Raw genomic sequence first — 14,916 nt, forward strand, 5'->3', positions numbered from 1 at the left:
CCCTCCAGGTGGGGGCGTGCGCCGTTCCGCGGCCCCGTCCGAAAGCTGACTCCCCACCCCTTGCGGTCCCGTCCGGCAGCTCCTTCCCACCCCTTGCGGACTCGCCCGGAAGCCGCCTCCCCACCCCTTGATGAAGCAGTGAATCACTGCTTCACTCCTTCCATGCCCTACCGACGCACCCCCGCCGTCCAGGCCCGGCTCGACGCCCAGCGCGCCTCCGTCGTCGACGCGGCCAGGGAGCTGCTCGCCGAGCAGGGCTACGCGGGATGCACGGTGGCGGCCGTCGCCGCCCGGGCCGGAATCGCCACGGGCAGCGTGTACCGCCACTTCCCCAGCAAGGCCGAGCTCTCCGTGGTCCTCTTCCGGACCGTGGTGAGCCGGGAGGTCGCGGCCGTCTCCGAGGCGGCCGGGCACCCCGGGCACCGTTCGGCCGCCGAGCGGGTGGTCGCCGTCATCGAGACCTTCGCCCTGCGCGCCCTCAAGTCGCCGCGCCTCGCCTACGCGCTCCTCGCCGAGCCCGTCGACCCCGCCGTGGACGCCGAGCGGCTCGTCTTCCGGCGCGCGTTCCGGGACGTGTTCGCCGCGCGCGTCGAGGAGGGCGTCCGCTCGGGCGAGCTCCCGCCGCAGGACCCGGTCCTGACGGCCTCGGCGCTGGTCGGCGCGGGCGCGGAGGCGCTCGTCGGCCCGCTCGCGGAGGGGTCCGTCGGGCCCGGCACCGTACCCGCACTCGTCACCTTCACCCTGCGAGCACTGGGAGTTCCCGATGCCGACCACGCATGAGGTCACCAACCAGGCACCACCCCTGACCGGTTACGACGTCTCCGCCGACCCCGCGCTCCTGGAGGCGCTGCACCGGGAGGGCGCCGGCTGGGCCGAGGCCGAGGTCCGCGAACTGGGAGTGCGGGCCGGCGGTGCGGAGGCCCAGGAGTGGGGGCGGCTCGCCGAGCGCCACTCCCCCGTCCTGCACACCCACGACCGGCACGGCCACCGGATCGACGAGGTCGAGTTCCACCCGTACTGGCACCGGCTGATGGACGTGGCCGTCCGGCACGGGCTGCACGGAGCCCCCTGGCGCGACGAGCGGCCCGGAGCACACGTGGCCCGCGCGGCGAAGGTGTTCGTGTGGGGCCAGGCCGACGCGGGGCACCTGTGCCCGGTCTCCATGACGTACGCGGCGGTGCCCGCGCTGCGCGCCCAGCCGGAGCTCGCCGAGGTGTACGAGCCCCTGCTCACCTCGCCGTCGTACGACTTCGGGCTTCGGGTGCCGACGGAGAAGCGCGGGATCATCGCCGGGATGTCGATGACCGAGAAGCAGGGCGGTTCGGACGTCCGGGCGAACACGACCCGGGCGGTCCCGGCGGGCGAGCCGGGTCTGTACGCGCTCACCGGTCACAAGTGGTTCACGTCGGCGCCGATGTCGGACGTCTTCCTCACCCTCGCGCAGGCGCCGGGCGGTCTCTCCTGCTTCCTGGTGCCCCGGGTGCTCCCGGACGGCAGCCGCAACGCGATCCGCCTCCAGCGCCTCAAGGACAAACTGGGCAACCGGTCCAACGCCTCCTCCGAGATCGAGTACGAGGGCGCCCTCGGCCGGCTGGTCGGCGAGGAGGGGCGCGGAGTCGCCACCATCATCCGGATGGTCAACATGACGCGGCTCGACTGCGCCATCAGCTCGGCGTCCGGGATGCGTCTCGGGCTCGTCCAGGCCGTGCACCACGCCACGCACCGCGAGGCGTTCGGGGCGCGCCTCGTCGACCAGCCGCTGATGCGGAACGTCCTCGCCGACCTGGCGGTCGAGGCAGAGGCGGCCACGGTCGCGGCACTCCGGCTCGCGGGGGCGGTGGACCGGGCGACCCGCGGCGACGCGGAGGAGGATCAGCTGCGGCGGCTCGGCCTCGCGGCCACCAAGTACTGGGTGTGCAAGCGGGCGCCCGCGCACGCGGCGGAGGCGCTCGAATGCCTGGGCGGCAACGGCTACGTGGAGGACTCGGGCCTTCCGAGGCTCTACCGTGAGTCGCCGCTGCCGTCGATCTGGGAGGGCTCGGGGAACGTCGCCGCGCTCGACGTGCTGCGGGCGATGGCCCGTCAGCCGCAGGCGGTGGAGGCGTACTTCGCGGAGGTCGACCGGGGCGCGGGCGCCGACCGGCGCCTGGACGCGGCGGTCGCGGGTCTCCGCAAGGACCTGGCGGGGCTCGGCGACCCGGACGCGGCGGCCTACGGGGCGCGGCGGCTCGTCGAGCGGCTCGCCCTGGTGCTCCAGGGTTCGCTGCTCGTACGGCACGGGCACCCCGCGGTGGCGGACGCGTTCTGCGCGTCGCGGCTCGACGGCGACCGCGGGCTCGCCTTCGGCACGCTCCCCGCGGGCGTGGACACGGCGGCGATCATCGCGCGGAGCGGTCCGGACGCGGTGAGCGCGGGTTAGGAGCCTGCGGTGGTGGTCTCGCCGGAACTCCGGCGGGGCCACCGCTCGTGGCCGGGTGGCGGAGGTGCTGATCGGCTGGTCGGTTGATCGGCTGGGCGACCGATCGGCCGCTCGATGGCTCGGCGACGCGGCTGCGGCCGCAGGTGCGGCTGCGCACAGCGTCGCGAAAATCCCTTGGCTCCGCGACGTGCGCGTCGATAAGATCATCGCGATGAAGACCTACTCCGCGATCAGATCGGGGGTCCCGTCCGCGCAAGGTGAGTGCTGATGCTCACTTCCACCGCGAACGGCGATACCCGCCTTTCCCTCTGGCTGCGCGTGCGTGAGTTCGCCGTGCCGCCGTCCATGATCGAGACCGCTGCCCTCCGTCGCTCCGTCGGGGACTGGGCGGGCGCGTGCGCCGCCGCCGGCATCGACGTCGATCTCGACCTCGGCTCCACCGCCCGCTCGTACGGCCGGGAGTTCACCGCCCTGGTGAGGGCCGATCTCCGTCGGCTCGCTCCCGACCTGCTGCGCTGGCACATGCCACGGATCGCCCCCGACGGACTCCTGCGTCCGGGCCTGACCGTGCCCCTGGCGCGGTACGACGCCGCCGGGGACGGCACGTCCCGTCCGGTGCACCTCGTGGTGCGGACCCCGCCCGCGTGGGCGGACGCCGGCCAACGGATGAGCCTCGCCCTGTGGGACCGGTCCCGCGACGGGCCCGCCGAGCGCCGCCACCCGCACGCCCGCCCCGGCCCCCGGTACCGCCTGGACCTGCACCGCCATCTCTGGGACGCGGACCGCAGCGACGAGCTGCGCGTCCGCTCGGGAGCCGAGGGAGCTGCGGGAGTCGCGGTGACCGGGGAGGCCGAGGAGCCCGTCGCGGCCCCGTCCGTGGGGATCGAGCGGGTGCCGGGTCGTGCCGTCGACCGCTGGGCGTCGGAGGCGGGCATACTGCTCCGCTCCACGGGGCACTCCGTCGGACGCGTCCGCGTCCGGCTCGGGGCACGGGAGCAGATCCTCCTCGACGTGGACGCGCGCGGCGACGGCTCCTCGGCGACCGCACGGCTGCTCCACCCCGCCGCGACGGCGACACCGGTGTCGGTGTCCGGCGCGCGGACGCTGCCGCTCCTGCCGGACGCCGCCACCTGGGCGCTCCCTGACCTTGAGCTGCTGCGCGCCGGTCTGATCGAGGCCGGACGACTGCATCCGCTGGTCGCCTCCGCCCTCGTCCCCGACCGTCCACCGGGCGAACACCCGTCCGCGACGGCGGACCGGCCGGGACAGCCGCGTGTCGTGGAGTGCCGGGGGGCCCGGCACCGGATCGGCCTCTCCGACGGCGTCCTCGTCCCGCTCGACCACGGCTCCGCCGAACTCCGGCGCGAGGAGCTCCTGGTCGCGTTGGGCGGGCCGCCCCTGCCCTGTCTCCGGGTCATCGACGAGGCGCACCGCCGGCCGGACTGTCTCACCGGCGTCCGCGAACGCCTGGACCACGGCGACACCGCCGGCGCGCTGGCCGTCGTCGAGGGCCTGCTCGGTCCCGGCGCCGTCCTGCGCAACGGCGCGCTCCGGGACGCGCTGGAGACGGCCGCTCGGCGCCGGATCACGTACGGACTCTTCAGAGCGGGCCTCTACGGCCCGGGGCCCGGTCGTGCGCGGCCGGGTCCCGACCGTCCGCAGAACCACCGCAGCCACCCCCGCCACACTCTCGCCCGCTGACGCGCGCGGCCCGGGCCCGATCCCGGCCGCCCCGTCCCACCCCGCCCCTTGCCCTCACCGGACCCGGACCCGTACGTGGCCATGGCCATGGCCCTGGCTTTCTGCTGCCTTCCGCCGGTCCCCGCACACCCACAGGTGATCACTCATGCCCCTGCACACCCCGTCCGACTCCCCGCTCGACGTCGCCGGTGAACTCCTCTCCCTGCTGCGCGAGTCCACCACCGAGCCCCGCCCCGACATCCAGCTCGAGGCGCTGACCCTCGCCGTCGCCGCCGACCTGCCGGTCCTCCTGTGGGGTGAACCGGGCATCGGCAAGACCGCCGCCCTGACCCAGCTCGCCGAGTCCCTGGACCTCCCGCTTACCACGGTGATCGCCAGCGTGCACGAGCCGTCCGACTTCGCGGGGCTCCCCGTGGTCGGCGACGATCCCGCCGAACAGGGCGTCCCGATGGCCCCGCCGGACTGGGCGGTGCGGCTCGTGCGGGCCGGCCGGGGGCTGCTGTTCCTGGACGAGCTGTCCACCGCTCCGCCGGCGGTGCAGGCCGCCCTGCTCCGGCTGGTCCTTGAGCGGCGGATCGGCGCGCTGCGTCTGCCGTCGGGGGTGCGGATCGTGGCCGCAGCCAACCCGCGGGGCTCGGCTGCCGACGGCTGGGAGCTCAGCCCGCCCCTGGCCAACCGCTTCGTCCACCTCCGGTGGACCCACGACCACGACGTCGTCGTGCGGGGCCTCGGCGGGACCTGGCCGCGGGCGACGCTGCCGCACCTCGACCCGGAACGCCTGCCGCAGGCCGTGGAGTACGCCAGGCGAGCGGTGTGCGGACTCCTCTCCGTCCGCCCCAAGCTCGTGCACCAGCTGCCCAACGGCGAGGCCCGGCGGGGCGGCCCCTGGCCCTCTCCGCGCAGCTGGGAGATGAGCCTGTGCCTCATCGCCTTCGCCACGGCGGCCGGTTCCTCGCGGGAGGTGATCTCGCTCCTCGTCAGGGGGACCGTGGGGGACGGACCGGGGCTCGAACTCCTCGCCGGTCTGGACCGGATGGACCTCCCGGACCCCGAGACGCTGCTCGCCGACCCCGCGGGCGCCGCCCTTCCGGTACGGGGTGACCTGCGCCAGGCCGCGCTCGACGGCGTGGTGGCCGCGGTCGGGGCGCGCCCCGAGAAGGCGCGGTGGGACGCCGCCTGGGCCCTGCTGGCCAGGGCGGTGGAGACGGGCGCGCCGGATCTGGTCGTCGTCCCCGCGACCACGCTCGCCGCGCTCCGCCGTGAGGAGTGGGACGTGCCGCCCGCCATCGATCGGCTCGCCGGGGCCGTCTCGATGTCCCGGCGGGCCGACGAGGCGGCCGCCCTGGTCGCGAGCGCGTCGACCGCGACGTCGGCCGCGCGATGAGCACGGTGAGCGCCGTGACGGCGGTGAGCGCCATGAGCGCGGAGCGCGCTCCCGGCCCGGTGAGCGCCGCGAGCACGGACACCGAGGGGTCACTCGACCTCGACAAGCTCTTCGCCGCCCGGCTGGTCGCCGTGCGGGCCCGGCCCTATCTGGCGACGGCGTTGTTCGCCCTGCACGTCGTGGAGTCGCGGAGGGTGCCGACGATGGCCGTCGACCGGTACTGGCGGTGCTACGTGTCGCCGGGCTTCGTGCTCCGGACCCCGGTCGAGGAGCTGGCCGGGGTGTGGGTGCACGAGGTGTCGCATCTCCTGCGCGACCACCACGGGCGCGGTGACCGGGTGGCCCGGGAGCGCGGCCTCACCGGCCCGGGGGACAGGCTGCGGATGAACATCGCGGCGGACTGCGAGATCAACGACGACTCGTTCGGGGACGGCCTGGTCCTGCCCGACGGCGCGGTCACTCCGGACGCCCTCGGTCTTCCCTCCGGGCAGCTGATGGAGGACTACCTGCGTCAGTTCGGCCTCGGCCCCCGCACCCAGGACTTCGCCTGGCTGGACTGCGGCAGCGGCTCCGACGGGCTGGACCGGGAGTGGGATCTGGGTCCGGACGGCGCGGACGGACTCAGCGAGCAGCAGCGGGACGCCGTCCGCTTCCGGGTGGCGCAGGCCGTCAACGGCCGCCCCGGGCACACCTCCAAGGCCTGGAAGCGGTGGGCGGAGGAGGTGTTCCACCCGCCGCAGCCGTGGCGGGACCTGTTGGGGGCGGCGGTCCGTGCGGCGGCTTCCGGATCGGGCGCGGGCCAGGACTACAGCTACGGCCGGCCGTCGCGGCGCTCGGCGGGGGTGCCGGGCGCCGTGCTGCCGAGCCTGCGACGCCGACCGCCCCGGGTGTCCGTGATCGTGGACACCTCCGCGTCGGTGAGCGATGCCGAGCTGGGCAGCGCACTCCTGGAGGTGACCGCGATCTCCCGGGCCGTGGGCGGTCGCCGGGACCTGGTCACGGTGATGTCCTGCGACGCGGCAGCGCACACCGTGCATCCGCTGTGCCACGCCGAGGGCATCACGTTGGTGGGCGGGGGCGGTACGGATCTCCGTACGGGATTCGCGCGGGCCCTGCGTACGACGCCGCGGCCGGACGTCGTGGTGGTCCTGACGGACGGCCAGACGCCCTGGCCCGAGTCCAGGCCGTCCTGCCGGACGGTGGTGGGCCTGTTCCCCCGCGAGAGGTCGGCCGGTTCGTGGGACGAGGACGATCCGGACTACGTCCCGGACGCGCCGCCCGACTGGGCGCGGGTGGTGACCATCGGTTAGGGCGTGCGCGGCGGAGGGACGCGCCGCGGGCGTCCCCGCCCCGCCCGGGCGCCGCGCTCTCGCGTACGGGCGGTGCCGGCGGGCCGCGGATGGCAGCCTGAGGACACACGTGGCCGTGGTCGGGTCCGCGGCCACGTCCGTTTCCGAGTCCGTGGCCGTGGCGGCCGGAGGAGAAGGAGTCCCGTTGGGCAGCGAGGCGATCCACGACGAGTTGGACGAGCGGGCGGCCGGGGTGGCGGATCGGGTGGTGGCCTGGCGGCGCCATCTGCACCGGCATCCGGAGCTGTCCAACCGTGAGGTGAACACCGCCCGCCTGGTGGCGGACCAGCTGCGCGCCCTCGGCCTCGACGAGGTCCGCACGGGCATCGCGGGACACGGGGTGGTGGGTGTCCTGCGCGGCGGGGCCCCGGGTGAGCGGGTCGTGGCGCTGCGGGCCGACATGGACGCGCTGCCCGTCCAGGACCTGTGCGGGGTGGAGTTCGCCTCCGGGGTGGTCGACGCCGACTACCCGGGCGGCCCGTTCCCCGTCTCGCACGCCTGCGGACACGACTGCCACACGGCGGCGCTGCTGGGCGCGGCGACGGTGCTGGCCGGGGTGCGCGACCGCTTGCCGGGGACGGTGCTCTTCGTCTTCCAGCCCGCCGAGGAGGGCGCTCCGGTGACCGAGGAGGGCGGGGCGCGGGCGATGGTCGAGGCGGGCGCGTTCGCCGACCCGGTGCCGACGATGGCCTTCGGGCTGCACGTGACGCCGCATCCGAAGGGGTACGTGGGGTACCGGATCGGCAATCAGTACGGCGCCTCCACCCTCGTCCGTATCGTCGTCGCGGGCAGGCAGACCCACGGTTCCACGCCGTGGGAGGGAATCGACCCGATGCCGGCGGTCGGGGCGGTCCTGACGGGCATCGGGCAGCTGTACCGGCAGGTGTCGGCCTTCGACCCGGTCACGGTGTCCATCGGGCACGTCGAGGACGTCGGACGCTTCAACATCGTCGGGGAGACGGTGACGTTGTGGGGCACGGTCCGTACGGCCGTGGAGGCGGACATGGAGCGGGTCCAGCGCCGGCTGACGACGCTCGTGGAGCATTCGGCGGCGGCGTACGGGGCGGCGGCCACGGTGGAGTACCTCCAGTCCGTGCCGCCCGTGCACAACAGCGGGCCGTGGGTCGAGGCGGGGCTCCCGACCTTCCGCAGGGTGGTGGGCGAGGAGCGGGTGGTGGAGACGGGAGCGACCCTCGGGTACGACGACGTCTCCGAGTTCGTGAGCCGGTTCGGCGGCCTGTACGTGATGCTCGGCGTCCAGGACGCGACCCTGGACGCGGACGGCCGGCCGGTGCCCGTACCCGGTGGTCGTGGTCTGGTGACCAACCACAACCCGCACTTCTACGCGGACGACGACACCCTCGTCACCGGCGTCCGGCTCCACGCGCACGTGGCGTACGACCATCTGGCGGGGGCCCTCGTCCCCGGGGGCGGCGGCTGATCCGTCGACGGTCAGGTCCGCGGGGTGCCGACCGCCGTCACGAAGGCCCGGAGCAGGGCGGATTCGGCGGCGGTCGGCCAGACCAGGCCGTATTCGAGGGGCGGCGCGTCGCGCAGGGGAACGTACGCGATGCCGGGCCGGGGGTGGTAGCGGGCGCCCAGGGCGGCGCCGGGGGCGACGCCCCGGCCCGCCGTGACGTGGGAGAGGACCTCCTGCCAGGTGGCGGCGACGGGGCCCCTCCCGACGGCCGCTCCGGAGGGGGTGTGCCGGGGGTAGTGGTGGTCGAGCCAGTGGCGCGGGTTGTCGCCCCCGGTGGTGATCAGGGGCAGCCCGGCGAGGTCCTCTGCTCCGAGGGAGGGGCGGCCGGCCAGCGGGTGGGCGGCGGGCAGCAGCAGGACGCGGTCGTCGCGGAGGACGACGGGGCCGGTGGTGAGCTCCGGCTCGCGGACGGGGAGGGCGGTGAGCTGGATGTCGAGTTCGCCGTCCTGGAGGGGCCGTACGCCTCCGTCGAGCGGGACCTCGCGGACGGTGATCTCGCAGCCGGGGTGGCGGGTGAGGAGGGTGTCGGCGGCCGCGGTGAGGAGTTCGCCGCCCCAGGGGGTGGCGAAGCCGGTGCGCAGTCTGCCGTGGACTCCGCGTCCGGCCTCGGTGGCACGCTCCAGGGCCGCGCGGATCCGCCGGTGGGCGGGGAGGAGGTCCTCGTACAGGCGGCGTCCGACCGGGGTGAGGGCGACGCTGCGGCTGGTGCGTGCGAAGAGCGGGGTGCCGACGCGGCGCTCCAGCTTCTTCACGGTCTGGCTGACGCGGCCGGTGGAGACGCCGAGACGCTCGCCGGTGCGTCCGAAGTGGAGTTCCTCGGCGAGCGTGAGGAACGTTTCCAGCTCGTACCGTTCGAGCACCGGTCCTCCTGCGTCGTTCCGATTGTTGAGCGCGGCTCAACGCCGATTTCATGATGACAGCTTGTTCCGCCGGGGCGGCGGCGAGGAGCCTTGAGGCGTCCCCCTCCCCCGTACGGAAGAGCCTCCGTGGACCCACGCCGCCCGGCCGCCCCGCCAGTACCCACCACCGAGCCCGCGGCAAGCTCCGAGGCCGCCCGGCCCGTGAACGTTCCGCTCCTCGCCGTCGCGGGCGCGGTCACCGTCGCCAACATCTACTTTCCGCAACCGCTCCTCGCGGCCGTCGCCCGGGGGCTCGACGTGTCGGAGCGGACGGCGGGGCTCGTCGCCCCGGCCGCGCAGATCGGATACGCGCTCGGCATCCTGCTGCTCGTGCCCCTGGCCGACACCGCGCGGCTGCGCCGCCTCACCTCGGTCCTGCTCGCCCTCACCAGCGGCGCGCTGCTCCTCGCCGCGGCGGCGCCCGGCGTGGTCACCCTGACGCTCGCGACGCTCGCCCTCTCGACCACGACGGTGCTGCCGCAGATCCTCACCCCCGTGGCGGCCGTCCTCGCCGGTCCCGGGCGGCGGGGCCGGGTCGTGGGCCTGGTCGGACTCGGCCTCACGCTGGGCTCGACCCTCTCCCGTACGGTCTCGGGCGCCGTGACCGACGCGAGCGGCAGCTGGCGGGTCGCCTATGTCGTGGCCGCCGTGGCGACGGCGGCGCTGCTGTGTGTCCTGCCGCGCGGCCTGCCCGAGCGTCTCGGCGTGCCCGGCCGCACCTCGTACGGGGCTCTCCTGGCCGGACTCCCCGGGCTTCTGGCCGCGCACCGCGAGCTCCGGGTCGCGGCGCTGCTCGGGGCCAGTGTGTTCGCCGCGTTCAGCGTCTTCTGGACGGTGCTCGCCTTCCACCTGGCGGCGCCTCCGCTCGGGTACGGGCCGGGCGCCGCCGGACTCTTCGGGGTGCTGACCCTGCCCGCCGCGCTGCTCTCGGCGACCGCCGGGCCGCTCACGGACCGGTACGGGGCGCCCGTCGTGAGCGCCGTCGGGCTGGCGTCGGCGGGGCTCGGCCTCGGCGTGGCCGGCCTGGCCCCGGGCTCGCCGGCGGCCCTGGTGGCCGGGGCGAACCTGCTGGTGGCCGGGGTCAGCTCCTGCCAGGTGGCCAACCAGGCGCGGATCTTCGGGATCGGCGCGGCGGTGGCGGCCCGGGTCAACACGGTCTTCATGCTGGCCACGTTCGGCGGTGGGGCGCTCGGCTCCCTCGCCGGGTCCTGGCTGTACGCGGAGCACGGCTGGCCGGCGGCCCTGCTCGCCGCCGGGGTGTTCGTCGCCGTCGGCGGTCTCGTGGCGGCGTCCTCCGTGCGGCCGGTACGCCCTGTACGCCTGGTACGGGCCGTACGGGCGACGGTCCCGAGTTGCGTCCCGGACGGCACACGGGAGGCTGGTGGGGTATCCGCCCGCGCACCCCGCAGGGAGAGTCATGAAGCTTGACCTCGCCGCCCTCGCCGACGAGCACCTGGCCGCGGCCCGTGCGGCGCCGCACGGGCGCAGCGCCCATCGAGTGCTGCACGACGGGGTACTCCGGCAGACCGTCATCGCGCTGACCTCGGGCACGTCCCTGGACGAGCACAACGCGCCGCCGGCCGCGAGTCTCCAGGTGCTGAGGGGCCGGGTGGACCTGACGGCGTCCGGGCGGTCGGAGGAGCTCGCGGCGGGCACGCTGCGGATGATCCCCAAGGAGCGGCACGGGCTCACCGCCCTGGAGGACGCGGTGGTCCTCCTGACGGCGGTGAACGACTGACCACCCGCGTCACTCGGTCGCGTCGAGGTCCTCGGCGTAGTGCTCGATGGCCCGGCGGTACCGCTGTACGGACGGGTCGTCGCTGGTGGTGGCGAGCAGCCGGAGCAGCAGTCGGACCGACTCGTGGTGCCGGCCCGTGTTGTAGAGGGCCATCGCGAGGAAGGTCCGGAGGGAGCCTTCGTCCGGGAACTCCTCGACGGCCCCGGTCAGGAGGGTGACGGCGTCCTCGTGACGGCCGAGCACCCGGTAGGTGCTGCCGAGGCCGAGGAGCGCCCCGCGCCGTGCCTCGGGGCCGAGCCCGGCGCCCGCGAGAGCCCGTTCGTAGTGGGGCACGGCCTCCGACTCCAGACCGAGGACATCGTGCGCCCAGGCCGTCTGGTACGCGATCTCCGCGTCGTCCGGGTACCGGGCGGCGAGCGCGACGAGCCGCTCGCGGGCCTCCTCCGGCCTGCCCCCTTCGCGCAGCGCGACCGCCTCGGCCAGTGGCCCGTTCCTCACGTCGTGAATGTCCATGACAGCATCCTCGCAGCTCGCGCCGGACGCTCCCACGGCGGCTGCCAGGTGACGGGCCGCCATACCCGGCGGGCCGGATTGTGGCGTCCTCGCCCATGGAGGAGGACTCCGGACCGCCCGTAGCCTCCCGGCCGACCCTCCGTCAGGAACGAGCCAGCCGGGAGCCCCCATGCGTTCACCCCGTCCCACCCGCCGCCGAGGGCCACGCCGGTTCGCGGCGCTGCTGCTGTGCGCCGCCGCGGCCCTTCTGCCCGCCGCGCCTCCGGCCGGGGCGGCCGCTCCGCCGCCGGTGCCCGGCACCCTGCAGTCGTACGACATCGGCTCCGTGTTCAGTGCGGGGGTGTCGTCCGGCGGATACATGGCGACCCAGCTGCACGTGGCGTACTCGGGTACGTTCGAGGGCTCCGCCGCCTTCGCGTCGGGCCCGTACGACTGCGCCCGCGGCCAGCTCGCCACGGCGCTCAATGCCTGCATGGACACGACGCAGAACCTTCAGCTCGCCGCCCTGGAACAGGCCACCCGCGACCGGTCGGCGCAGGGTCAGGTGGACCCGGTGGCGAATCTGGCCGGTGACCCGGTGTACGTGTTCAGCGGCTCGAACGACTCGACGGTGAAGCGGCCGGTGGCGGACGCCCTGGCCGACTACTACGGGCGCTTCGGTGCCCGGGTCCGGTACGACCGCTCCACGGCGGCGGGCCACGCGTGGATCACCCCGCTCGGCCCCAACTCCTGCACCGTGACGCAGACCCCGTTCCTCAACAACTGCGGGATCGACGCGGAGGGAGCGCTCCTCGGGCACCTCTTCGGCTCGGTCGCGGCGCCCGGTGCCGGCACGGGCGGATCGCTGATCCGCTTCGACCAGAACGTGTACGCGCCCGGCGGCTCGGCGGCGGCCCTCTCGATGGGGGCGGAGGGCTTCGCGTACGTACCGGCGTCCTGCGCCGAGGGGGCGCGCTGCCGGCTGCTCGTCGCGCTGCACGGGTGCAAGCAGGGGTACGCGTACCAGGGGTTCGGGACCCGGTTCGTCGGGGGCGCGTACCTCAACGAGTACGCCGACACCAACGACATGATCGTGCTGTATCCGCAGGCGGCGCCCACCACGACCCTGGAGAACCCGAACGGCTGCTGGAACTGGTGGGGCTACCTCGGTGACACCGCCTACGCGCGCCACGGCGGGAAGCAGATCGAGGCGATCATGGGGATGGTGCGGGCCCTGCGGGGCACGGGGACCCCTCCGCCCGCCGCGGGCCGGACGGTCCTGGCGAGCACGGACGCCGAGGACGGGTACGTGAAGGCGGCGCCGGACGGATCGGGGGCCGCGGTCGGCACCCTGGAGGACGTGTCCGGGCTGGCGCTCGGCCGGGGCACGGACGGCAAGGTGAACCGGTCGGTGGTCTCCTTCGACACCTCGCGGGTTCCGGCGGGCAAGGAGATCACGCGTGCCTGGCTGACCGTCAGCAGGGCCAGTGGCTCCGGCGATCCCTGGACGTCCCCGGCGGGCAACCGGCTCCAGGTGGACCTGCGCACCGGCTGCTTCGGGGGTTGCGCGGTGGAGCCGGGTGACTGGTCGGCAGCGGCCTCGGTGGCGGGTGCGGCGCGGATCGATCCCTTCTCCTCCGGGAGCGCGGTGTCGACGGACCTGTCGGCGGAGGCCCTCGCGGCGCTGAACCGGGGCGGGGTCACCCAGTTCCGGCTCGGGTTCGCGTCGGCTCCGACGGGAACGGCGTACCTCTTCGTGAACCGGGACACGCCGGTGACCCTGACGGTCGAGTACCGGTAGCGGGACGGGCCCGGGGCTGTCGGCAGGGTCCGGTGGCGCGGGGGCTGCGGAGTCCCGGGCGCCCGGCCCTGCGGGGTCCCGGGTGCTCGGGCCCTGCGGAGTCCCGGGCGCCCGGCCCTGCCGAGTCCCGGGCACGGGGGCGGCGGGGGACTCCTCGGCGCCCGGCCCGCGGGCGGCCGGGGCCCCGTGGCGCACAGCCCGCAGGTGCTCGACAGCACTGCTATTTTTCCCGAATGCGCCTTTCCTCCCGTGTCGATGTGCGGGCTCTCGCCCGCAGGGCGGCCTCGCTGAGGCCACGGCGGCGCGGTGGCGACTCGGTCACCCTGCCGGAGGCGGAGGACGCCGGCCGGGAGCGGCTGCGGGACCTGGCCGCGCTGCTGTGCGAGCTCGGCGCCGAACTCCTGCGGGCCGGCGAGCAGACGGCCGAGGTGGAGCGGGTGCTGCACGACGTGGCCGCCCGCTACGGGATGCGGGTGCGGTCCTTCGTGGTGCCGACCGGGCTCTTCGTCCGGGTCGGGGGCGGCCCCGACGGCCGGGGCGGCGAGCTGGACTTCGCCCCGGTCGAAGGGCCCGACCTGCGCCTCGACCAGGTCGAGGCGCTGCAGTCGCTGGTGACGTCGATGCGCGCCGAGGAGATGCCGTTCGAGGACGTGTCCCGTGCGCTGCGGGAGCTCAGGGAGCGCCCGGAACGGTTCAGTCCGTCCGCGACCGTCCTCGGCTACGTCCTGCTCACCGTCGGCCTCGGCTCGATGCGGCACGCGACCGTCCCGGCCGTCGTCGGGTACGCGGTGCTCGGCCTGGGCGTCGGTCTGCTGCGCCTCTTCGGCGACCGGCTCCCGGCGGCCCGCACCGCCCTGCCGGTGGTCGCGGCGATCCTGGTCACGGCGGCGTCGCTGCGCTGGGCGGGGCCGCTGCTCCACGAGGCGCCGACGGTCCTGTACATCCCGCCGCTGATCGCGTTCCTGCCCGGTGCGGCGCTGACCCTCGGCGCCGTCGAACTCGCCACCGGGGCCGCCCTTTCGGGCATGGCCCGGCTGGCCGGCGCCGTGAACGTCCTGCTGCTCCTGGCCCTCGGCATCCTGGTCGGCACCGAACTGGTGCGGGCCCGCCCGTCGTCCGGGCCCGCCTCCGAAGCGCTGGGCAGCTGGGCGCCCTGGGTGGGCGTGCTGCTGCTCGGCTTCGGCTTCCTGCTGTACTTCTCCGCCCCGCCGCGGGTCACCGTCTGGCTCCTCGGCGCGCTGCTCGCCGAGCGGTTCGTGCAGTCGGTGGCCGCGGAGTTCGGCGGGGTGACCTTCGGCGCCTTCGCGGCCGGGATGCTGCTGCCCCCGATGACGCGCTGGATCTCGCGCCACTCGCACACCCCGGACCAGGTGGTCTTCCTGCCCTGCTTCTGGCTGCTCGTACCGGGTGCGATCGGGCTCACCGGCGTATCGGAGATCATCGTGGAGGGCGACACGGGCGGCGGCCTCGACAGTCTGGTGGGCACGGTGATCACCGTGGCGGCGATCGCCCTGGGCGTCCTCGTGGGCGCGGGGCTCCAGCGGCGCCCCCGGCTGAGCATCGGCGAGCCCGCCCCGGCGTCGACCCCGACCGCGCCGCCGGAGCGGCCGGAGCCGGAGGAGGCCGCGCCGGGCCGGTGAGCCGGGGTGCGGC

The 14,916-nt window shown here is 75.2% G+C and carries 13 protein-coding genes; 11 read left to right on the top strand and 2 right to left on the bottom strand.

Annotation, left to right across the window (positions count from 1 at the left end; translation table 11 throughout):
- Positions 1 to 162: 162 nt before the first annotated feature.
- From ABT129_RS23510 to ABT129_RS23540, 7 genes are all read left to right on the top strand, one after another.
- Positions 163 to 780 carry a TetR/AcrR family transcriptional regulator gene (locus tag ABT129_RS23510; protein WP_351904848.1) on the top strand — a complete coding sequence of 206 codons (618 nt, stop codon included), beginning with the start codon at positions 163 to 165 and terminating at the stop codon, positions 778 to 780.
- The gene (locus ABT129_RS23515) at positions 764 to 2,419 is read left to right on the top strand and encodes an acyl-CoA dehydrogenase family protein (protein WP_351904851.1); all 1,656 of its coding nucleotides are present in this window, start codon (positions 764 to 766) and stop codon (positions 2,417 to 2,419) included. The genes ABT129_RS23510 and ABT129_RS23515 overlap by 17 nt, the downstream gene beginning before the upstream one ends.
- Before the next feature lie 55 nt (positions 2,420 to 2,474).
- Positions 2,475 to 2,687 (top strand): hypothetical protein, encoded by a 213-nt coding sequence (locus ABT129_RS23520; RefSeq protein ID WP_351904854.1) that lies wholly within the window; start codon positions 2,475 to 2,477, stop codon positions 2,685 to 2,687.
- Positions 2,687 to 4,120, top strand: coding sequence for a hypothetical protein (locus ABT129_RS23525; protein WP_351904859.1), 1,434 nt, complete (start codon positions 2,687 to 2,689; stop codon positions 4,118 to 4,120). The genes ABT129_RS23520 and ABT129_RS23525 overlap by 1 nt, the downstream gene beginning before the upstream one ends.
- 145 nt (positions 4,121 to 4,265) lie before the next feature.
- On the top strand, positions 4,266 to 5,504 hold the full coding sequence (locus tag ABT129_RS23530) for an AAA family ATPase (RefSeq protein WP_351904862.1): 1,239 nt from the start codon (positions 4,266 to 4,268) through the stop codon (positions 5,502 to 5,504).
- Positions 5,505 to 5,536: 32 nt separating this feature from the next.
- Positions 5,537 to 6,814: a vWA domain-containing protein gene (locus ABT129_RS23535; protein WP_351905064.1), complete on the top strand. Its 1,278-nt coding sequence runs from the start codon at positions 5,537 to 5,539 to the stop codon at positions 6,812 to 6,814.
- Between the two features lie 184 nt (positions 6,815 to 6,998).
- A complete protein-coding gene (locus tag ABT129_RS23540) occupies positions 6,999 to 8,294 on the top strand; it encodes a M20 metallopeptidase family protein (protein ID WP_351904865.1) in 1,296 nt (431 codons plus the stop codon).
- A gap of 11 nt (positions 8,295 to 8,305) precedes the next feature.
- On the opposite strand, the gene ABT129_RS23545 is transcribed toward ABT129_RS23540, so the two are convergent.
- Positions 8,306 to 9,193: a LysR family transcriptional regulator gene (locus tag ABT129_RS23545; RefSeq protein ID WP_351904868.1), complete on the bottom strand. Its 888-nt coding sequence runs from the start codon at positions 9,191 to 9,193 to the stop codon at positions 8,306 to 8,308.
- A 126-nt stretch (positions 9,194 to 9,319) separates the two neighbouring features.
- Between ABT129_RS23545 and ABT129_RS23550 the strand changes: the two genes are divergently transcribed.
- Together ABT129_RS23550 and ABT129_RS23555 are read left to right on the top strand one after the other, a co-directional pair.
- The gene (locus ABT129_RS23550; protein ID WP_351904871.1) at positions 9,320 to 10,660 is read left to right on the top strand and encodes an MFS transporter; all 1,341 of its coding nucleotides are present in this window, start codon (positions 9,320 to 9,322) and stop codon (positions 10,658 to 10,660) included.
- Positions 10,650 to 10,970, top strand: coding sequence for a cupin domain-containing protein (locus ABT129_RS23555; RefSeq protein WP_351904874.1), 321 nt, complete (start codon positions 10,650 to 10,652; stop codon positions 10,968 to 10,970). The genes ABT129_RS23550 and ABT129_RS23555 overlap by 11 nt, the downstream gene beginning before the upstream one ends.
- A gap of 9 nt (positions 10,971 to 10,979) precedes the next feature.
- Here ABT129_RS23555 and ABT129_RS23560 read toward each other — a convergent pair whose 3' ends face one another.
- A complete protein-coding gene (locus tag ABT129_RS23560) occupies positions 10,980 to 11,483 on the bottom strand; it encodes a tetratricopeptide repeat protein (protein ID WP_351904877.1) in 504 nt (167 codons plus the stop codon).
- 169 nt (positions 11,484 to 11,652) lie between these two features.
- Here ABT129_RS23560 and ABT129_RS23565 point away from each other — a divergent pair, with 169 nt between their 5' ends.
- On the top strand, positions 11,653 to 13,263 hold the full coding sequence (locus ABT129_RS23565; RefSeq protein WP_351904880.1) for an extracellular catalytic domain type 2 short-chain-length polyhydroxyalkanoate depolymerase: 1,611 nt from the start codon (positions 11,653 to 11,655) through the stop codon (positions 13,261 to 13,263).
- A gap of 233 nt (positions 13,264 to 13,496) precedes the next feature.
- Positions 13,497 to 14,903: a threonine/serine exporter family protein gene (locus ABT129_RS23570; protein WP_351904883.1), complete on the top strand. Its 1,407-nt coding sequence runs from the start codon at positions 13,497 to 13,499 to the stop codon at positions 14,901 to 14,903.
- Positions 14,904 to 14,916 lie beyond the last annotated feature (13 nt).

The organism is Streptomyces sp. NPDC002057 (assembly GCF_040296665.1).
Classification (GTDB): Bacteria; Actinomycetota; Actinomycetes; order Streptomycetales; family Streptomycetaceae; genus Streptomyces.